Origin of the sequence: Curtobacterium sp. MCBD17_026 (assembly GCF_003234895.2) — a bacterium.
GTDB classification, from domain to species: domain Bacteria; phylum Actinomycetota; class Actinomycetes; order Actinomycetales; family Microbacteriaceae; genus Curtobacterium; species Curtobacterium flaccumfaciens.
Window position 1 is genome coordinate 2,800,469 of record NZ_CP126281.1, and the last position, 20,384, is coordinate 2,820,852.

At 71.3% G+C, this 20,384-nt stretch carries 16 protein-coding genes and 1 tRNA gene; 12 read left to right on the plus strand and 5 right to left on the minus strand.

Going from position 1 to position 20,384, the window contains the following annotated elements:
• The first annotated feature begins 103 nt into the window (after positions 1-103).
• Both DEI85_RS13265 and DEI85_RS13270 read left to right on the plus strand, forming a co-directional pair.
• On the plus strand, positions 104-1,036 hold the full coding sequence (locus tag DEI85_RS13265) for an NADP-dependent oxidoreductase (protein ID WP_111091187.1): 933 nt from the start codon (positions 104-106) through the stop codon (positions 1,034-1,036).
• A 59-nt stretch (positions 1,037-1,095) separates the two neighbouring features.
• Entirely contained in the window at positions 1,096-2,085 is a 990-nt protein-coding gene (locus DEI85_RS13270) for an alpha/beta hydrolase (RefSeq protein ID WP_110862622.1), read from the plus strand.
• 18 nt (positions 2,086-2,103) lie between these two features.
• On the opposite strand, the gene bla is transcribed toward DEI85_RS13270, so the two are convergent.
• The gene (bla, locus tag DEI85_RS13275) at positions 2,104-3,006 is read right to left on the minus strand and encodes a class A beta-lactamase (protein WP_502868686.1); all 903 of its coding nucleotides are present in this window, start codon (positions 3,004-3,006) and stop codon (positions 2,104-2,106) included.
• Positions 3,007-3,108: 102 nt separating this feature from the next.
• On the opposite strand from bla, the gene DEI85_RS13280 reads away from it, so the two are divergent.
• A complete protein-coding gene (locus DEI85_RS13280; RefSeq protein WP_111122946.1) occupies positions 3,109-3,666 on the plus strand; it encodes a GNAT family N-acetyltransferase in 558 nt (185 codons plus the stop codon).
• Positions 3,667-3,826: 160 nt separating this feature from the next.
• On the opposite strand, the gene DEI85_RS13285 is transcribed toward DEI85_RS13280, so the two are convergent.
• Positions 3,827-5,308, minus strand: coding sequence for a mannitol dehydrogenase family protein (locus DEI85_RS13285; protein ID WP_111122945.1), 1,482 nt, complete (start codon positions 5,306-5,308; stop codon positions 3,827-3,829).
• Between the two features lie 185 nt (positions 5,309-5,493).
• Between DEI85_RS13285 and DEI85_RS13290 the strand changes: the two genes are divergently transcribed.
• The 5 genes from DEI85_RS13290 (at position 5,494) to DEI85_RS13310 (ending at position 10,968) form a co-directional block, all read left to right on the plus strand.
• Positions 5,494-6,132, plus strand: coding sequence for a TetR/AcrR family transcriptional regulator (locus tag DEI85_RS13290; protein WP_027466131.1), 639 nt, complete (start codon positions 5,494-5,496; stop codon positions 6,130-6,132).
• Positions 6,133-6,219: 87 nt separating this feature from the next.
• Complete coding sequence (locus DEI85_RS13295) at positions 6,220-8,871, plus strand: MMPL family transporter (RefSeq protein ID WP_111122944.1); 2,652 nt, start codon at positions 6,220-6,222, stop codon at positions 8,869-8,871.
• Between the two features lie 230 nt (positions 8,872-9,101).
• On the plus strand, positions 9,102-9,545 hold the full coding sequence (locus DEI85_RS13300) for a MarR family winged helix-turn-helix transcriptional regulator (RefSeq protein ID WP_017888357.1): 444 nt from the start codon (positions 9,102-9,104) through the stop codon (positions 9,543-9,545).
• Between the two features lie 51 nt (positions 9,546-9,596).
• Positions 9,597-9,809: a hypothetical protein gene (locus DEI85_RS13305; RefSeq protein ID WP_017888356.1), complete on the plus strand. Its 213-nt coding sequence runs from the start codon at positions 9,597-9,599 to the stop codon at positions 9,807-9,809.
• A gap of 64 nt (positions 9,810-9,873) precedes the next feature.
• The gene (locus tag DEI85_RS13310; RefSeq protein ID WP_110862610.1) at positions 9,874-10,968 is read left to right on the plus strand and encodes an alkene reductase; all 1,095 of its coding nucleotides are present in this window, start codon (positions 9,874-9,876) and stop codon (positions 10,966-10,968) included.
• A 319-nt stretch (positions 10,969-11,287) separates the two neighbouring features.
• On the opposite strand, the gene DEI85_RS13315 is transcribed toward DEI85_RS13310, so the two are convergent.
• From DEI85_RS13315 to DEI85_RS13325, 3 genes are all read right to left on the minus strand, one after another.
• Positions 11,288-11,360, minus strand: a tRNA-Arg gene (locus DEI85_RS13315).
• A gap of 110 nt (positions 11,361-11,470) precedes the next feature.
• Positions 11,471-12,256, minus strand: a complete 786-nt coding sequence (locus tag DEI85_RS13320; protein WP_111091180.1) for a dienelactone hydrolase family protein — start codon at positions 12,254-12,256, stop codon at positions 11,471-11,473.
• Between the two features lie 29 nt (positions 12,257-12,285).
• Positions 12,286-13,707 (minus strand): glucose-6-phosphate dehydrogenase, encoded by a 1,422-nt coding sequence (locus DEI85_RS13325; RefSeq protein WP_111091179.1) that lies wholly within the window; start codon positions 13,705-13,707, stop codon positions 12,286-12,288.
• A 76-nt stretch (positions 13,708-13,783) separates the two neighbouring features.
• Between DEI85_RS13325 and DEI85_RS13330 the strand changes: the two genes are divergently transcribed.
• The 4 genes from DEI85_RS13330 to DEI85_RS13345 all read left to right on the plus strand — a co-directional run bounded on the left by DEI85_RS13330 (position 13,784) and on the right by DEI85_RS13345 (position 20,268).
• Positions 13,784-14,941 (plus strand): Gfo/Idh/MocA family protein, encoded by a 1,158-nt coding sequence (locus tag DEI85_RS13330; RefSeq protein WP_181420173.1) that lies wholly within the window; start codon positions 13,784-13,786, stop codon positions 14,939-14,941.
• Positions 14,938-15,864: a sugar phosphate isomerase/epimerase family protein gene (locus tag DEI85_RS13335; protein ID WP_111091177.1), complete on the plus strand. Its 927-nt coding sequence runs from the start codon at positions 14,938-14,940 to the stop codon at positions 15,862-15,864. The genes DEI85_RS13330 and DEI85_RS13335 overlap by 4 nt, the downstream gene beginning before the upstream one ends.
• A 116-nt stretch (positions 15,865-15,980) precedes the next feature.
• Complete coding sequence (locus DEI85_RS13340; RefSeq protein WP_110862615.1) at positions 15,981-17,795, plus strand: thiamine pyrophosphate-requiring protein; 1,815 nt, start codon at positions 15,981-15,983, stop codon at positions 17,793-17,795.
• 103 nt (positions 17,796-17,898) lie between these two features.
• The gene (locus DEI85_RS13345) at positions 17,899-20,268 is read left to right on the plus strand and encodes a bifunctional metallophosphatase/5'-nucleotidase (RefSeq protein WP_111122943.1); all 2,370 of its coding nucleotides are present in this window, start codon (positions 17,899-17,901) and stop codon (positions 20,266-20,268) included.
• Positions 20,269-20,384 lie beyond the last annotated feature (116 nt).

The window sequence follows — 20,384 nt, forward strand, 5'->3', positions numbered from 1 at the left end:
GAACCCATCCTACCTGTTGCTTCGAGTTCGAAGCAGTGCTAGCGTCATCGTCAGTTGCTTCGAACTCGAAGCACAACGAGCAACACCGACGAAGGGCACGATCATGCAGGCAGTACGGTTCCACGAGGTCGGCGGTCCCGAGGTGCTCCGCACCGAGGACGTCGAGCAGCCCACCCCGGGTGCCGGGCAGGTGCGACTCCGCGTCGCCGCCTCGGCGTTCAACGCCGCGGACAACGGGATGCGGGGCGGGTTCCTGCCGATCCCGGTCCAGCTGCCGCACGTCCCCGGCTACGACGTGTCCGGCACCGTCGATGCGCTCGGCGACGGTGTCGAGGGGATCGCGATCGGGGACGCCGTCATCGCGTTCCTGCCGATGGAACTCGACGGCGGGGCGGCCGAGTACGTCATCGCCCCGGCGGACGCGGTGGTCGCCGCACCGACGAGCATCCCGCTGGCCGACGCGGCGGCACTGCCCTCGGTGGCACTCACCGCGTGGCAGGCCCTGTTCGACGACGGTCGGCTCGAGGCGGGCCAGCGGGTCCTCGTGATGGGCGCCGGCGGTGTCGTCGGGAAGTACGCGATCCAGCTCGCCGTCCGCGCCGGGGTCCACGTCATCGCGACGGCGAGCCCGCGCAGCATCGAGGCCGTCCGGGCGGCCGGCGCCCACGAGGTGATCGACCACACCACCACCGACGTCCGCGCCGCCGTGACGGAGCCGGTCGACGTGCTGCTCAACCTCGCCCCGATCGACCCGCAGGACTTCGCGGCACTGGTCGACGTCGTGCGCGACGGCGGCGCGGTCGTCAGCACCACGGCGTTCATGGCCACACCGGGCGACGAGTCCCGCGGGGTCCGGGCGGCGACGGTGTTCGTCCTGCGCAACCGAGAACGCCTGGCGGAGCTGGTGTCCCTGGTCGACGCCGGGGCGCTCACGGTCGAGGTCACCCGGCGCATCCCGCTGACGGAACTGCCGTCGCTGCACGCCGAGGCGGCCGCGGGACGGATCAGCGGCAAGGTCGTGGTCCTGGCCGGGTGACCGCCGCACGACCCCGCCGCACCAGCACCACCCGCAGCACCGCCGGATACGCTCGGCGCATGACGGACCAGGGGTGGCACGAGGACGTGCTCGGAGCACCGTACGAACGGCTCGAACTGCCGCTCGGCACCGACTCCGAGGGCCCCGTCGTCGCCACCCTGGTCCGCCGCCGGCACACCCCGACGGACCTGCTGCTGCACGGTCGCGGGCCCCTGCACGGGGTCGACGTGCTCTACGTGCACGGCTGGTCGGACTACTTCTTCCAGGTCGAGCTCGCCGAACGCCTCGAGCGGCTCGGTGCCCGGTTCCACGCGCTGGACCTGCGGAAGTACGGTCGGAGCCTGCGCCCCCACCAGACCCCGGGCATGGTCGACGACCTGGCGGTGTACGACGAGGACATCGCCGCAGCGCTCGACGCGATCTCGGCCGAGCACCCCGGCTCGGACCGCCGCCGGCTCGTCCCGATGGGCCACTCCACAGGCGGCCTGACCCTGTCTCTCTGGACCGCTCGGCACCCGGAGCTCGTGCACGGCCTCGTGCTGAACAGCCCCTGGCTCGAGTTCCAGGCCACCGCGGTCGGCCGGGCCATCGTCGCACCGGTCATCAAGCTCGGCGCCCGTCGGAACCCCCTCGCTCCCATGCCCGCCGTCGACCCCGGCTTCTACACCCGCACCGTCTCGGCCGAGGGCGAGGGGTCGTGGACCTACGAGCAGAAGTGGCGGCCGGAGCGCGGGTTCCCCCTGCACCCCGGTTGGCTCGCCGCGGTCTTCGACGGCCAGGCACAGGTCGAGAAGGGCCTCGGCATCGGGGTCCCGACCCTGGTGATGCTGAGCGACAAGAGCATGCTCCAGCCGCGGTGGGACCCCGGGATGGCGCGGGCCGACGTCGCCCTGAACGTCGACACGGTGGCGCACCGCTCGCTCTCCCTCGGCGAAGAGGTGACGGTCCGCCGGCTCGAAGGCGCCCTGCACGACGTCGTGCTGTCCGCGCCGGAGGTGCGGGAACGGGCGTACGACGCCATCGGGCGCTGGGCGACCACGCTCCGCTAGTCCCGCGACGCTGGCGACTCAGTCGGTCAAACCGGCGACCGCGGCACGGGTCGCCGCGGCGACGAGCGCGTCCGACGGCTCCGCGTCGGGATCGGCCCGGCTCGTCATCACCACGAGCACGATGGGTGCCCGGCCCGGCGGCGTCACGATCGCGATGTCGTTCCGCACCCCGTAGGACGCCGTGCCGGTCTTGTCGGCGGCCCGCCACGACGGGTCCACCCCGGCACGGATCGTCGCGTCGCCGGTCGTGTTGCCGAGCATCGCCTCGCGGAGCACCCGCCGGTCGGCGGCGTCGAGGGCGTCCCCGAGCAGCACGGTCCGGAGGTCCGCCGCGAACCGCTCCGGCGTCGTCGTGTCCCGCCGGTCGCCCGGAGTCGCCTCGTTCAGGTCGGGTTCGACCCGGTCGACATGCGTCGTCCGGTCCCCGACGCCGCGGAGCCACCGCTCGACGGCGTCCGGCCCGCCGAGCCGCTCCACCAGCAGGTTCGCCGCGGTGTTGTCGCTGGAGCGGAGCGCAGCGTCGATGAGCTCGCGCACCGTCATCCCGGTGTCGACGTGCTCGCTCGTCACGGGCGCGTACTCGAGCAGGTCGCCGCGGTCGTAGTGCACGACGGCCGCCAGGTCGGCGTCGGACGAGGCGTCGAGGACCGCCGCCGCGATGAACACCTTGATCGTCGACGCGAACGCGAACCGCTCCCCCGCGCGGTGCGCGATCGTCCGACCGTTCCCGGTGTCGACGGCGACGACCCCGAGCCGTGCGTCGTACCGCTGCTCCAGCGCCGCGAAGACCCGGGCGGTGGCCGGGTCGGTCGACGGCGCCACGGACTCGGAAGCCGACCCAGAACCAGAAGCCGTTGCAGAAGCCGACGCCGACGACGTCGGCCCGGTCGTCGCCCCACCCGGGCCGCCGGAGCACCCCACCAGCCCGCCCAGCACCAGGACCGTCAGGGCCGCGGTCGTCGTCTTCGTCCCACCTCGCACACCCCGAGCCTGCCCGACGATCGTGCAACTACCCTGAGCGGCATGCCAGCTCCCGCCGTCCGACTCACCCGCCTGGACCCCGCCGGCGCCGACCGCCAGGAGTTGCTCGCGTTCCTGACCTCCGAGGAGTTCCCGTTCCACGTCCGACGCCGCATCAGCGCGGCCGACGCGGCGAGCGCCGTCGACTCCGGTGCCTACCGCGACGACGAGCACGACACCTCCTGGCTCGACCACGACGACCACGGCCGCATCGGTCTGGTCCGCCTCGAGGACCTGGCCGACCCCGTCCCCCTGTTCGACCTGCGCCTGGCCGGTCGGTTCCGGGGTCGGGGCCTCGGGGTCCCCGCCCTGCGTGCGGTGACCGACCACGTGTTCCGGACGATGCCTGCGATCACCCGCTTCGAGGGGCAGACCCGCGAGGACAACACCGCCATGCGACGGGTCTTCGTCCGCGCCGGGTGGGCGCAGGAGGCCCACTACCGCGAGGCGTGGCCCGTCGACGGCGGCCCGGCCGTCGGGTCGGTCGGCTACGGCGTGCTGCGCCGCGACTGGGAGACGGGCGAGACCACCCCGGTGCCGTGGGACGACGTCGCGCAGTGAGCGGCTGACGGTTCTGGTTCACGATCCTCGGGGTTCGCGAACCGGAACCGTCAGCGCGCGGACACGAACCGCCGTCCCACGCCCGTCACGCGGGCAGCAGGCGGACGGGAGGCCCGTGGCGGCGCCGCCACGGGCCTCCCGTCCGCCTTTCGGTCGCGTCTCAGGACCGCGACAGGCGCGTAACGGTGGCGTGCGCGCCGTCCGCGATGAGCCCGTCCAGGGCGTCCCGGTACGCGGCGACGAACCGTTCGTCGTCGACCAGGTCGCCGAAGACCTGGCGGTTCGCGATGAAGGCGAGGCGGTCCTCGCGCTGGGTCAGGGCGATGCGGTGCAAGGGCTCGGCGAGCCGGTCGACGATCTCGATGGGTTCACCGGCCTCGTCGGTGCCCTCGTCGTAGCGGGCCCACGACGCGACGATGCCGGCGGACAGCGTGACGGGCCGACCGGTGGCCAGGTTCTCACGCACGGCGGGGAGCAGCCACTTCGGGATCCGGTCGCTCGACTCGGCGCAGAGCCGGGCGAGGGTGTCGCGCACCTCGGGGTTCTGGAAGCGCTCGATGAGGGTCGACTTGTAGTCCTCCAGGTCGATGCCGGGCACCGGGTGCAGCGTCGGCGTGCCCTCTTCGTCCATGTAGCGGCGCAGGAAGGTCGCGATGGCCGGGTCCTGCGTGGCCTCGTGCGCGTAGCGGTACCCGGACAGGTACCCGAAGTAGCAGAGCCCCTGGTGGCTGGCGTTGAGCAGCCGGAGCTTCATGAGTTCGTACGGCTCGACGTCGTCGACGAGCTGGACGTCGGCGTCCTCGTAGGGCGGGCGGCCGGCGGGGTGGTCGTCCTCGAGCACCCACTGGAAGAAGGGTTCGGCGACGACGGGCCAGGCGTCGTCGATGCCGAGCTCGTCGCGGACCCAGGCGCGGTCCTCGTCGGCGGTGACCGGGGTGATGCGGTCGACCATCGAGTTCGGGAACGCCACGTGCTCGTCCATCCAGTCCGCGAAGGCCGGGTCCTGCAGCCGGGCGTAGGCGGTGAACATCGACCGCGCGACGTGCCCGTTGCCCTGGATGTTGTCGCAGGACATCACGGTGAACGGGTCGAGGCCGCGGTCCCGTCGGCGACGCAGCGCCTCGACCACCAGGCCGAACACCGTGCGGGGCGGGCCGTCGCCGCGCAGGTCGGCCGCGACGCCGGGCTCGTCGGCGACGAACTCGCCGGTGACGTGGTCGAAGTTGTAGCCACCCTCGGTGATGGTCAGGCTGACGATCCTGGTGTCCGGGTGCGCCATCTTCTCGACGACGGCGTGCGGGTCGTCGACGGCGAGCAGGTACTCGACGATGCTGCCGATGACACGGGACTCGCGGGTGCCGTCCGGGTGCTTGAGGACGAGCGTGTACAGGCCGCCCTGCTCGGCCATCGCGGTCGCCATCCGACGGTCCTGCTCGAGCACGCCGACGCCGCAGATGCCGTACTCGCGGGCTTCGCCACGCTGCAGGAGCCGGTCGATCACCATCGCCTGGTGCGCGCGGTGGAACCCGCCGACGCCGAAGTGGACGATGCCAGCGGTGATGCCGTCGCGGTCGTAGGTGGGCACGGCGACACCGCTCGCGGCGATCTCGTCGAGGGTCTCCGGGGACAGGCGGACGGGCATCGGGTACTCCTTCGTACGGCGGCGGATCCGCAGACGGTGACGCGGCGGTTCGTCCGTCCAGTCTGGCACCCGACACCTCCGACAGAACAACGGTGCAGCACGGGCGTTCCGCACCGGGAGACGAACCTGGGGATGCACTCAACCTCGTTGCACCGAGTGCATCGATGCACCTAGTGTTCGATCTCGTGACCATCGCGACCGACCGCCGTGCTGCCCTCAAGGCGAAGCACCGTGCGGCGATCCTGCAGGCCGCTCGCGACCTGATCGACGAGCGCGGCGGCCGCGACTTCAGCGTGGACGACCTCGCCGCCCGGGCCGACATCGCCCGGCGCACCGTCTTCAACCACTTCGCCTCGCTCGACGAGGTCCTGCTGGCCGTGTGCGAACAGGAGCTGTCCGTCATCATCGACCGGTTCCTCGCCGACATGGCCCGGACCCCGGTGGGCGACGGCAGCCGGGCGTCGATGTTCGACGAGCTCGAGTCCGCGGCCCGCGGCGCCGACCTGGCTCCGGCGATCGCCAGCATGTACCGGATCCTCGGCGACCCCGGCAAGGACGACCCGAAGGCCGCGGTCCTGACCCAGACGGCGTTCTCGCGTGTGACCGAACGACTCCGGCACGAGGTCGCCCGGCGCTACCCGGCCGCCGACCCCCTCGACGCCGCGCTGCTCGTCGAGTCGCTCATGAGCGGCATCGTCGTCATCGCGGAGCACTGGCTGGCGACGTCCGGCCCCGAGCTCGACCAACCGGCGCTCGACGCGTGGGACGACCTGCTCGCACGACTCGTGCACAGTGTCCGCAGCGGCTACATGGCCGACGACTGACACCGCCCCACCTCCTCATCCCCCAGGGGTCCACCGGCGCACCCCGCACCACCAGCACCTGACAACGAAAGGACCGCAGGCAACCGCATGGCCGGTCTCCTCTACCGTCTCGGACGGTTCTCCGCACGACGCCACTGGCTCGTGATCATCACCTGGGTCGCGATCATGGCCGTCGCGGGCGTCACGTACACGCTCTTCGCCGGCACGATCTCGTCGTCGATCACGATCCCGAACACCAAGACCAGTCAGGTGCAGGACCAGCTCGCCGACAAGTTCCCGTCGGCGAACGGCGGCAACGGCACGATCGTCTTCGAGACGAAGGACGGCAAGGCGTTCTCGTCGTCGCAGCAGTCCGAGATCGACGACTTCCTGACCGGCCTCGAGGAGCTCGACGGCGTCAAGGGCACGACGAGCGGCTTCGACACCCAGCAGCAGCTCGACGACCAGCGGCAGAAGATCGTCGACGGGCGTGACCAGATCGAGTCCGGTCGCGCGGAGATCGAGACCGGCCAGCAGCAGCTCGACGCGCAGAAGGCGCAGCTCGAGTCCGGCAAGCAGCAGATCGCGGACGCCCAGGCAAAGCTCGACGCGCAGAAGGCCCAGGCACAGGCAGCCGGCGGCGCAGCGGTCCCCGCTGCCCAGGCCCAGGCTGCGGCCGCCCAGCTCCAGCAGGCGCAGGCGCAGATCGACGCCCAGCAGGCCCAGATCGACGCCGGTGAGCAGCAGCTCGCCGACGCCCAGAAGACGATCGACACGAACAAGCAGAAGCTCGACGACAACGAGCAGGAGCTCGAACAGGGCTCGGACCTGCTCGACCTGTCGAAGGACATCCGCTTCGTGTCGGACAACGGCAGCGCAGCGATCGGCACCGTGCAGTTCACGAAGTCGACCTACGAGGTCCCCGCGGACACGAAGACCGCCATCGCGGACGACGCTGAGTCGGCCGACATCCAGGGCGTCAACGTGTACGTCTCGAACGACATCGCACAGGGTGTGCCGTCGATCCTCGGCCCGGGTGAGATCGGCGGTGTCATCATCGCCGCGATCGTGCTGCTCCTGATGCTCCGCACGGTCATCGGCGCCGCGGTCCCGCTCGTCAGCGCTGTCCTCGGCGTCGGCGTCGCCTCGCTCACCGCCCTGTCGTTCTCGAGCGTCGTCGAGTTCATCTCGGTCACGCCGGTGCTGGGGGTGATGCTGGGCCTGGCGGTCGGCATCGACTACTCGCTGTTCATCCTGAACCGGCACCGCACCCAGCTGAAGCAGGGCATGCAGGTGCACGAGTCGATCGGGCTCGCGAACGGCACCTCGGGCAACGCCGTGGTGTTCGCCGGTGCGACGGTCATCGTCGCGCTGCTCGCGCTGAACATCACCGGCATCCCGTTCCTCGGCCTGATGGGCACGGTCGGTGCTGTCGCGGTGCTCTTCGCGATCCTCATCGCGACCTCGTTCACCCCGGCCCTGCTGTCGCTCATCGGCATGCGGATCCTGCGGAAGAAGGAGCGCGCGAAGATCGGCAACACCGACTCCACGCGGATCCCGAACAAGCCGATGTCGAGCTGGCGCGCGGTCATCACGCTCGTCCTCGGTGTCGCGGTGCTGGGCACCATCGCCCTGCCCGCGACGCAGATGCGCCTCGGCCTGCCGAGCGGTTCGTCCGAGGCCGTCGAGTCGAGCCAGTACAAGGCGTACAAGACGCTCGAGAAGGAGTTCGGCGCCGGTCAGAACGGCCCGCTGCTCGTCGTGGCGACCCTGCCGGAGTCGATCAGCAAGAGCGACGTCACCGCGACCGAGGTCACCATCGGCCAGGCGATCGCGAAGAACGACGACGTCAAGGCCGTACTGCCCATCGGCGCCTCGAAGGACCGCGACATCATCGCGTTCCAGGTGAAGCCCGCCGGCGGCCCGGACAGCATCTCCACCGAGGACGTCGTGAAGGACCTGCGCGAGCAGACGGTCTCCACCGACGACGGCAAGGTCACCCTCGGCGTCGCCGGCAACGCGTCGGCGAACATCGACGTGTCCGAGAAGCTCTCGAACGTGCTGCCGCTCTACCTCGTGGTGGTCGTCGGGCTGTCGCTGATCATCCTGATCATCGTGTTCCGGTCGTTCCTCGTGCCGATCACCGCCACCGCCGGGTTCATCCTGTCCGTCCTGGCCTCGTTCGGTGGTCTGACCGCGATCTACCAGTTCGGCTGGCTCGGCTCGGTCTTCGGTGTGCACGACCCGGCACCGATCCTGAGCTTCCTGCCCATCATCGAGATCGGGATCCTGTTCGGTCTGGCGATGGACTACCAGCTGTTCCTGGTGTCCGGCATGCGTGAGGCCTACGCCCACGGTGCGAGCGCGAAGGTGGCCGTCCAGCGCGGTCTGCACGCGGGTCGCGCGGTGGTCACGGCGGCGGCGATCATCATGATCTCCGTGTTCGCGGGCTTCATCTTCTCGGACTCGTCCACCATCAAGCCGATCGGCTTCGGGCTGGCGTTCGGTGTGCTGATCGACGCCTTCGTCGTCCGCATGCTGCTCATCCCGTCGGCGATGCACCTGCTCGGCAAGAGCGCCTGGTGGTTCCCGAAGTGGCTCGACCGCATCGTGCCCGACGTCGACGTGGAGGGCGCGAAGCTCGAGCGCACCCACCCGGTCGCCGGCCACGAGGACACGCACACCGGCACCCACGCGCTCCCCGTGGAGCCGGACGCGACCACGCACGACTCGGGGCACCCGCCCGCGCACCGCGCGTAGTCGACGCACCAGCGCCACCACCCTGGAGGCCCGGTGCCGGTCCACGAGACCGGCACCGGGCCTCCAGGCCGTTGCGCCCACCGCCCCGGGGCGGTGCCCCTCCCGCATACGAATGTTCCGACGTTCCACGCGTCGATCGACGGGTGGAATGTCGGAAGATGCACACGCATCGAAGCGTCGCACCCACTCGGCGCACACCACTTCGTGCACGAACGAAGTACCCTGGGCCCATGACCCAGACCGCACCGGACCCGCTCGCGCTCGACCGGCAGCTCTGCTTCGCACTCGCGGCGACGAGCCGCAGCGTCATCGGGCTGTACCGCGACCTGCTCGAACCGATGGGGCTGACGCACCCGCAGTACCTCGTGATGCTCGCCCTGTGGGAGCGGGACCCGCGGTCGGTGCGCGAGATCGCCGGCGAGCTGCGACTCGACTCGGCGACGCTGAGCCCGCTGCTCAAGCGGCTCGAGGCCTCCGGCTACGTCCGCCGCACCCGCAGCGCCGCCGACGAACGCCAGCTCGAGGTCTCCCTGACGACTGCTGGGCACGCCCTGCGCGACCGAGCCCAGGCGGTGCCGCTCGCCGTCGCCGACCGGCTCGGGTGGCCACTCGCCCGGCTCGAGTCCCTGAAGGACGAGCTGACCGAGCTGCTGGAGCGCGTCGACCAGGTGTGATCCGTGGCCATCAGTGCCATAATGGTTCGTGCACGAACGAAAGGATGCACCGTGGGACGCTTCGGCCAGTGGTACGAACGGTGGAACACGACGCTCATCGACAAGATGGGCCCCTCGCAGATCGGCGCCGGTCGCCCCGAGGGCATCGACGACCGGACGATCGACCGGGGGTGCCCCCTGTGCGGCAAGCCCCTCTCCCAGCACCAGGTGATCCGGCCCGAGGGCCAGGTCCGCTCGTCGACGCTGGTGTGCCCGCGCGACTGACCGCACTGCCTGAAGAAGTGCTCCGAGGTGGAATTGCATCGGACAACTCGTCGTTCGCCCTGAGGTGAAGCTCTTCGAACCCGCCTCCATCGGCGCCCTGTCCCTGTCGAACCGCGTCGTCATGGCCCCGCTCACGCGCACCCGCGCCGGCGAGCACGGCGTCCCGAACGACCTGCTCGTCGAGCACTACCGACAGCGCGCCGGCCTCGGCATGATCATCACCGAGGGCACCTGGCCCGTGCAGGAGGGCCGCTCCTACCCGGGGCAGCCCGGCATCGAGACCGACGACCAGATCGCCGGCTGGCGCCGCGTGACCGACGCCGTGCACGCCGCCGGCGGCACGATCGTCATGCAGCTCATGCACGGCGGCCGCGTCTCGCACACCGACATCTCGCAGACCCCGCGCATCGTCGCCCCGTCCGCCATCGCCGCCCCCGGGCAGACGCACCTGGCCGACGGCTCGAAGGCCGACATGCCCGTCCCGCACGAACTGACCACCGCCGAGGTGCAGGAGGCGGTGCAGGGCTTCGTGCAGGCCGCCCGCAACGCGATCGCCGCCGGGCTCGACGGTGTCGAGGTCCACGGCGCCAACGGTTACCTGGTGCACGAGTTCATGTCGCCGGTGTCGAACACCCGCACCGACCAGTACGGCGGCTCCCCCGAGAACCGCGCGCGCTTCGCGATCGAGGTCACCACCGCCATCGCCGAGGCCATCGGCGCCGACCGCACCGGCATCCGCCTGTCGCCCGAGCACGGGATCCAGGGCGTCATCGAGGACGACGCCGACGACGTCCGCGCCACCTACACCGCCGTCGCCGAGGGCCTCGCGCCGCTGGGGCTCGCCTTCGTCGACGTCCTGCACGCCGAGCCGACCGGCGACCTGGTGCAGCACGTCCGCCGCACCGCGGCCGCGCCGTTCATCGTGAACTCGGGCTTCTCGTCGCTCACCACCCGCGACGAGGCCATCGCGATCGTCGAGGGCGACCACGCCGACGCCGTCGCGGTGGGCCGCGCCGCGATCGCCAACCCGGACCTCGCGCACCGCTGGGAGCACGACGCCGAGCTCAACGAGCCCCGTCCGGAGCTCTTCTACGGCGCGACCGCCGAGGGCTACACCGACTACCCGTCGCTGGCCGAGGCGCGCGCGACCGTCGCGTAGTCGACGCACCGACAGATCGGACGGGAGGCCCGTGGCGACACCGCCACGGGCCTCCCGTCGGTCGTGCGGGACCGAGCGCTTCACCGGACGCGCCCAGCTCGGCGTAGCGCAGGGCGCTGTGGCACCGCTCTTCACGTCCTTCGGCATCGCCGGTGCGTCGGAGGTCGTCGCGGCCGCGGAACCGTACTCCCCCGCCACTTCGTGAGCAGGAACGGAGTCGCACGGACGTGACGCGACGCACGGGCCCGGACCCGCAGCCGTGCAACGACGAAGGGCCCCGGTGGAATCCACCGGGGCCCTTCGTCGTTCTGCTTGCCTGTGCGCTCGAAGGGACTCGAACCCCCAACCTTCTGATCCGTAGTCAGATGCTCTATCCATTGAGCTACGAGCGCGTGGCCTTGCGGCCGTGGAAGACTCTACAACAGGTGCGGCCCGGGCGCCAATCGAGGCGCTCCGGCCCCCGTGCTCGGCGTGTCGCGAGCGGTCTCCGACGGCCGCACCGTCACAGCGCCGCGGGCTCCTCGTCGAACACCTCGGCCAGGAACACCCGGAGCGCCTGCCACGATCGGCGGTCGGCACGCTCCTGGTACTGCGCGCCGTGGTCCGGGGCGTCGGTGCCGGGCACCGCGAACGCGTGCATCGCGCCGGAGTACGTCACGACCTGCCAGTCGACGTCCGGCGCAGCCCGCATCTCGTCCTGCCACGCGTGCACGGCATCGTCCGGCACGACGGGGTCGGCGCCCCCGGTGAGGACGAGCAGCTTCGCCCGGATGTCCGCGGCGTCCGAGGGGTCGTGTGCGATGAGGCCGCCGTGGAACGCCACGGCACCGACCAGGTCGGCCCCGGTCCGTGCGAGTTCGAGTGCGGTCGAGCCGCCGAAGCAGTACCCCATCACGACGACGCGGGCGGGGTCGACGTCCGGGTCGGCGAGCAGTCGCTCGAGCCCGGCGGTGGCGCGGGCCCGCAGCAGCGGCAGGTCCCGGTAGAAACCGCCGGCGACCTGGGCCGCGGTGTCGTCACCTGGGCGGATGCCCGCACCGTAGATGTCCGCGCCGAAGGCGACGTAGCCGAGTCGGGCGAGCATCGTCACCCGGGCCTCGACGTGCTCGTTCACGCCGTGCCAGTCGTGCACGACGAGGACGGCCGGACGACGGCCCGCGATCGCGGCGTCCTTCGCGAGCACACCGAGCAGTTCGGTGCCCTCGTGGTCGTAGGAGACGTCGTCGACACGGATGTCGGCGCCGGCGGGTTCGGGAACGGTCTGCAGGACGTCGTCGGTGGTGTTCACGTCGCCCGACGCTACGCCGCCGCTCGGGCTCAGGCCTCGATGTTGTCCCAGCCGTCGGGGCCGACGGACCCGGCGGCGTACTCGTCGAGGGGTGCCTTGCCGGCCTTCCACGCGTCGAGGAACGGCCCGACGACCTTCCAGCCCTGCACGGCGCTGTCGCCGCGGACCGACAGCGTGGCGTCGCCCTCGAGCACGCCGGCCAGCACCTCGCCGTAGGCACTCAGGCGCCCGGGGTTGAAGGTCACCTCGAGGCTCGTGTGGTCGATCGTGTACGGGTCGCCGGCACCGTTGACGTTGAGCTCGAGCTGCATCTCGTCCGGGGCGATCCAGATGCGCAGCCGGTCGGGCAGCTCGGTGCCGGTGAGCCCCTCGGGCACGTGCGGGGAGTCCTTGAACGTGATGACGATCTCGCGGCGCTGCGCGGCGAGCGCCTTGCCGGACCGCAGGGTGAACGGGACGCCGGCCCAGCGCCAGTTCGCGATCTCCAGGGTGAGCTGGGCGAGGGTCTCGGTTCCGAGCGACGGGTCCACGCCGTCCTCGTCGACGTACGACGGCAGCTGGCGGTCCCCGACGGTGCCGGCGGTGTACCGGGCGCGCTTGCCCGCGGTGACGACGTCGCCGCCCCACGGCCGGACGGCCCGCAGCACGAGCTCCTTCTGGGTGCGGAGGTCGTCGGCCTTGATCGAGGCGGGGGCCTCCATCGCGACGACGGCCATCACCTGCAGCAGGTGGCTCTGGATCATGTCGGTGAGCGCCCCGGCCTTGTCGTAGTAGCGCGCCCGGCCCTCGAGCCCGAGGGTCTCGTCGTAGACGATGTCGACGCGCTCGACGTGCTGCGACGACAGCAGCGGTTCGATGATGCGGTTGGCGAAGCGCAGCCCGAGCAGGTTGAGCACGGTGGAGCGGCCGAGGAAGTGGTCGACGCGGTGGATGCGCTCCTCGGGGATGAACGAGTGCAGCAGGTCGTTGAGGTGCGAGGCGCTGTCGGCGTCGGTGCCGAACGGCTTCTCGAGCGCCAGGCGGGTGCCGGCGGGCAGGTCGAGGTGGGCGAGCTGCTCGCAGCTCTTCTCGGTGACCGCCGGCGGCAGTGCGAAGTAGATCGCCGGGTCGTGGTCGCACGCGGCGAGCAGTGCCCGCAGGTCGTCCGGGTCCGTGACGTCGGCCTTCCGGTAGGTCGAGGCGTCGACCACGGCCTGCAGTCGGGCCGGCAGCGACGTCTCGCCCGAGGCGCCCTCGTCCTCCTCGTTCTTCGACGCCTGCGCGTTCTCGAAGGACTCGCGCACCTGCGCCTTCCAGTCGGCGTCGGACAGGTCCTCGACACCGGCCCCGACGAGCTGGACGTCCCAGTCGTCCTTCACCTGGAGCAGGGTGGCGAGGCCGGGCAGCAGCAGGCGCTTGGACAGGTCGCCGCTGGCGCCGAGGATGAGCAGGCTGGTCTGGAGGCTCGACATGCACCAGACCGTACTCACCGTCCCCCGGGGACGGCCGGGCCGCTACGGTGGTGTCAGTCCGGCGCGAGGGAGCACCATGAGCAGTGGGTACGAAGGGCGACGCCTCCGTGTCGCCGTGGTCGGGACAGGCATGATCGCCGGGGTCCACGCCCGGGCGGCCCGGGCCTCCGGTGCCGAGGTGCTCGGTGTCCTCGGCCGGAACGCCGCCCGGTCGGAGCAGGTGGCCGCGCAGCTCGACCTGCCCCGCGGCTACGCCTCGCTCGACGAGGTCATCGCCGATGCCCCCGACGTCGTGCACGTCTGCACCCCGAACGACCAGCACCACCCGCAGGCGCTCGCGGTGATCGCGGCCGGCATCAACGTGGTGTGCGAGAAGCCCCTGGCGATCGACCCCGCCCGGGCCGCCGAGCTCGTCGCCGCCGCTGCCGAGGCCGGTGTCGTGGCCACGGTGCCGTTCGTGTACCGGTACCATCCGATGGTCCGCGAGATCCGGGCGCGCATCGCCGACGGGGAGCTCGGCCGGCTGCTCGCGGTGCACGGCCACTACCTGCAGGACTGGATGCTCGACGAGGACGCCTCGAGCTGGCGGGTCGACCCGACCTCGAGCGGGCTGTCCCGCGCGTTCGCCGACATCGGGTCGCACTGGTGCGACCTGGTCGAGTTCGTGACGGGCGAACGCTTCGCCTCGGTGTCCGCGGCGACCGACATCGTCTACCCGACCCGGCCGGCGGCGTCCGGTCCGTCGTTCTCCGGATCCCCGGACCCGGACCCGGTGGCCGACGCGGCCGAGCGCGCCGAGGTCACCACCGAGGACACCGCCGTCGCCACCTTCCGCACGGCCACGGGCCGCATCGGCAACGTCGTGATCTCGCAGGTCGCCTCCGGCCGCAAGAACCGCCTGTGGTTCGAGGTCGACGGCACCCGCGGCAGCGCGGCCTTCGACCAGGAGCAGCCCGAGTCCGCCTGGTTCGGCAACGAGCGCGGCGCACAGATCGTCGTCCGCGACCCGTCGCAGGGGTACCCCGACCAGCGCCGGTTGGCGGTCGTGCCGGCCGGGCACCCGCAGGGGTACCTCGACGCCTTCGCGGCCTTCGTCGCCGACACCTACACCGCGGTCCGCACCGGGGTGGCTCCCGACGGGCTGCCGACCTTCGCGGACGGCGCCCGCTCTGCCGACATCATCGAGGCCGTGATCGGCAGCGCGGCCGAGACGACGTGGCGGGAGATCCGGTGAAGCTCGGCATGCTGACCGCCTGCCTGCCCGGCTGGTCGCTCGACCGGATCGCCGGGTTCGCCCAGCAGCAGGGCTACGAGCGGCTCGAGGTCGCCGTCTGGCCGGGCACCGGCGGCCGTGACTTCGAGGCGGCGCACCTGCCGGTCGCCACGTTCACCGACGAGGACGCCCTGGCCACCCGCGACCTGCTCGACCGCACCGGCCTCGAGATCTCCGCGCTCGCGTACTACGAGAACAACCTGCACCAGGACCCGGAGCGCCGTGCCGCGGTGCGGACCCACCTCAAGCACGCGATCGACACCGCGCAGGCGCTCGGCATCCCCTACGTCGGCACGTTCATCGGCCGTGACACCACCAAGTCCGTCCGCGAGAACATGCGCGAGGGCGACCGGGTCCTGCCCGAGATCGTCGACTACGCCGGCGAGCGCGGCGTGCGGCTGATCATCGAGAACTGCGTGATGGAGGGCTGGCACCCCGACGGCTACCCCGGCAACATCGCGTACTCCCCCGAGCTCTGGGGTTGGGTGACCGGTCTGGGCTTCGGCCTGAACTGGGACCCGTCGCACCTGACGTGGATCGGGATCGACCCGGTCGAGACGATCCTGCCGTTCGCCGAGCACATCGTGCACGCCCAGGCGAAGGACCTCGAGCTGTTCCCCGAGCGGCGCAACGCCTACGGGTTCTTCGGCAAGGTCGACAAGGGCGACGACCCGTGGGACATGGGGTGGTGGCGGTTCCGGGTGCCCGGCCGCGGTGTGGTGGACTGGCCGCACGTCGTCGACCGCCTCTACGAAGCGGGCTTCGACGGCACGCTGAGCGTCGAGCACGAGGACCCGCTCTGGGGCGGCACCGACGACAGGGTGCTCGAGGGACTGCGCATCGCGCACCGCACGCTCCGTCCGCTGATCGCGCAGGAGCCGTAGCGACCACGGGCACTGGCCGGGAGGCCCGGACCACGTGACCGACGTCGGTCACGCGATCCGGGCCTCCCGACCAGAGCCTGTGAACGGACCCGTGCGCGCCCGCGCACGCTGGTGCCATGAGCACGACCGTGAGCGACTTCGTCATCGACCGCATCAAGGCGTGGGGGGTCTCCCGCGTGTTCGGCTACCCCGGCGACGGGATCGGCGCCTTCGACGGCGCGCTCGGCAAGGCGGCGTCGAAGGGTGACGGCCTGGAGTACGTCCGGCCCACGCACGAGGAGATCGCGGCGCTGATGGCGACCGCGCACGCGAAGTTCACCGGCGAGGTCGGGGTGTGCGTCGCGACGTCGAGTCCCGGCGCCTTCCACCTGCTGAACGGCCTGTACGACGCGCAGATGGACAACCAGCCGGTGGTGGCGATCGTCGGTCAGCAGGGGCTCGCCGCGATGGGCTCGTTCACGCAGCAGGAGTCGAACCTGGAGCGCGTCTTCGCCGACGTCGCCTGCTACGTGCAGACGGTGGCCACTCCCGAAGCCGTCGGCGTGGTGCTCGACACCGCTTTCCGCACGGCGTCGCTCCGCAAGCAGCCGGCCGTCGTCGTGCTGCCCCACGACGTGCAGGCGATGACGTACGACGCACCGCCGCTGGAGCACTGGGCCTCGCGATCGAGCGACGTCCCCGCGTCCACCCGGATCACGCCGCCCGCCGACGAGGTGCGGAAGATGGCGGAGATCATCAACGCCGGGTCGAAGGTGACGTTCCTGGTCGGCGCCGGTGCGCGCGGTGCGACGGCCCAGGTGCTCGCCGCGGCCGAGAAGGCGGGCGCGGGGATCATCACGGCGCTCCGCGGCAAGGACGTGATCCCGTCCGACGTGCCGTACCACTCGCAGCAGCTCGGGTTGCTCGGGTCGCTGCCGTCGCTGCACCAGATCCGCGACTGCGACACCCTCGTGCTCCTCGGCACCAACTACCCGTACGGCGAGTACATGCCGAAGTCCGGGCAGGCCCGGGGCATCCAGGTCGACATCAAGCCGGAGCAGCTCGGTCTGCGGTACCCGACCGAGCTGAACCTGTGGGGCGACGTCGGCTCGACGCTCGACGCCGTGCTCCCCCTGCTCGAGCAGAAGACCGACAGGTCCTTCCAGCAGACGGTCGCCCACGAGATGCGCGAGTGGGAGTCGGAGATGCGTGCGCAGTCCGAGGTCGCCTACGACGACGGGGTGAACCCGCGCCGGGTGATCCAGGCCGTGAACGACCGGCTGCCCGACGGCGTCACGGTCACCGCGGACGCCGGCACCACCGCCGACTGGTACGGCCACCACATCCGGCTGCGCGAGGGGATGCGCGGCGACATGTCCGGCCGGCTCGCGACGATGCTCGCGGCGATGCCGTACGCGGTGACGGCGAAGTTCGCGTTCCCGGACCGTCCGGCGGTGTGCACGATCGGCGACGGGGCCTTCCAGATGCTCGGCATGAACGAGCTGATCACCGTGAAGAAGTACCTGGCGGCCTGGCCGAACCAGCAGCTCGTCATCGTGGTCATGCACAACGACGACCTCGGCCAGGTGTCGTGGGAGATGCGCACCGAGGACGGCAACCCGATGTGGCGCGGCTCGCAGGACGTCGAGTCGATCGACTACGCCGGGTACGCGACGCTGCTCGGGTTCCAGGGCATCGCGGTGCACGAGGACTCCGAGGTCGAGGCGGCGGTCGAGCGGGCGTTCGCCCATCAGGGGGTGACCCTCATCGACGCCTACGTCAGCCGGAGCGTCCCGCCGCTGCCCCCGCACATCACGAAGGAGTACGCGATCAACACGGCGAAGAGCCTGCTGAAGGGCGACCCGGTCGAGTTCGACGTCGTGAAGGACTCCGCCAAGGCGATGGCGACCGAGGTCACCGAGCGGGTGAAGGGCGCCCTCGGCCGCGACTGAACCGGGTCGGGCGGTGCGAGGGGGGACGGCCGTGTGAACGTCGTGTGACGACTTGCGATGGGGTCTGGCGAGTCGCCTGTGCGCCTTCGTAGGTTCGACGGCGATGAACACTTCCCACACCACCGGAACCGCCGGTGCGAAGACCCGACGACGCCTCGGCGCCGGCGCGGCCCTCGCCACCGCCGGGGTCCTGGTCGCACTGTCCGTCCCGTCCGCAGCCGTCGCCGCCGAGGGTGACACGACGATCGACATCATCGACGTCAACGACTTCCACGGTCGCATCGAGTCCGAGGGCACCGCCGCCGACAAGGCCGCCGGCGCCGCGAAGCTCGCCGGCGTCGTGCAGTCGTACCGCGAGGCCAACCCCAACACGATCTTCGCCAGCGTCGGCGACAACGTGGGCGCCTCGACCTTCACCTCGCTCATCCAGCAGGACTCCCCCACGATCGACGCCCTGAACGCCATGGACCTCGACGTGAGCGCGATCGGCAACCACGAGCTCGACAAGGGTCAGAGCGACCTGACCGGCCGAATCGAGGACCGTGCCGACTGGCCGTACGTCTCGGCGAACATCGTCAAGGCCGGCACCACCGACCCCGCGTTCACGCCGTACTCCATCGTGGAGAAGGGCGGCGTCAAGGTCGGCTTCATCGGCGCGACCACCGAGGACCTCATCCCCGGACTCGTCAGCCCCGGCGGGGTCGAGGGCCTCGCGATGGCGCCGATCGTCAGCCAGGTCAACCGGTACGCGGAGCAGCTCACCGACGGCGAGGACGACAACGGCGAGGCCGACGTGCTCGTCCTGCTCGTGCACGAGGGCGCCACCACGAGCGCGCTCGCCGACGCCACCGGCACCGGTTCGTTCGGCAAGATCACCTCCGGCGTCTCGTCGAAGGTCTCGGCAATCGTCTCGGCGCACACCCACGCGACGTACGACCACTCCATCGCCGGCCCCGGCGGCACGAAGCGTCCGGTGATCCAGGCCGGCTCCTACGGCGTCGCCTTCGGGCACCTGCGGCTCACGGTGGACGCTGACAAGCAGCTCACCGGGATCACGTCCGAGGTCAAGTCGGTCAACGCCGAGACCCGGGTGCCCGTCGACGCCACCTCGGTCAACGCCGTGAGCGGCATCGTGACCGCCGCGAAGGCCGTCGCCGACGTCAAGGGCAGCGAGAAGCTCGGCGAGATCACGGGTGACCTGCGTCGCGCCGTGCAGTCCGACCGCAAGGCCGAGAACCGCGGTGGCGAGTCCGTGCTCGGCAACTACATCGCCGAGGTCCAGCGCAGCGCCACCGCCCGCAACGGCTCGAAGATCGCCTTCATGAACCCGGGCGGCCTCCGCACCGACATGGTCTACGCGTCCAGCGGCGCCGGCGACCCGGACGGCACCGTCACCTACAAGGAAGCCGCGCTCGTCCAGCCGTTCGCCAACACCCTGGTGACGAAGGACATGACCGGCCAGCAGATCAAGAACGCCCTCGAGCAGCAGTGGCAGCCGGACGGACTCGAGCGTCCGTTCCTGAAGCTCGGCGTCTCGGACGGCTTCGCGTACACCTACGACCCGTCGAAGGGCCGCGGCGAGCGCATCACCGGCATGACCCTCGACGGCGAGGCGATCGCGCTGACCGACACCCTCAAGGTGACCGTCAACTCGTTCCTGTCGACCGGTGGCGACAACTTCGCCGCCTTCGCGACCGGCACGAACGTCGCCGACTCCGGCCAGGTCGACCTGCAGGCCCAGGTGGACTACTTCCTCGCCCACCCGAAGGTCGAACCCCTGAAGGACCAGCGCGCCGTCGGCGTCACGGTCACGCCGACCCCGGCTGGTGGGTTCCAGCCCGGTGACGCGATCCAGCTCGACCTGTCGTCGCTCGTGTTCAGCAGCGAAGACCCCGCGAAGGCCGGCACCGTCTCGGTCAGCGCGGACGGCAAGGAGCTGGCATCGGCCGCGATCGACCCGACGATCACCGACAAGAACGACGAGCAGGGTCGCGCGACCCTGACCGTCACGGTCCCCGAGATCGAGGCCCCGGCTGCACGCGCCGCCGCCCGCACCGCCGGCTCCGTCTCGCTCGCCGCGGTGGCCGAGCCCGTCGCCACGACGGACGCACCGCTCGTGGTCACCCTGCCGGGCCAGACCATCACCCTCGCCGTGACCATCCCGGTGGCCGCAGCGGTCGACCCGACCGACCCCACGGACCCGACGGACCCGACGGACCCGGTCGACCCGACCCCGGGCACGGGCGGCGGGGTCACCCCCGGCCCCGGCGCGGGTGCCGGTGACGACGCCGGCATCGGTGGCGTCGGCGGGACCGTCGACGACCCGCGCGCCGGTGGCGACCTCGCCTACACGGGTGCGGACCTGACCGCTCCGGCGATCGCGGCGGGCCTGCTCCTGCTCGCCGGGATCACGGCACTCGTGGTCCTCCGCCGCAACCGCGCACGACGTGGCGCGACGGTCCTGACGGACTGACCGCGAGCCTGCGGGCACACGATGCGAACGGGCCGTCTCACCCTGGTGAGGCGGCCCGTTCGCGTCGGTCAGGAGGCCCGGGACACGCCCGGCGCGAACGTCGCGCACCCCGGCGG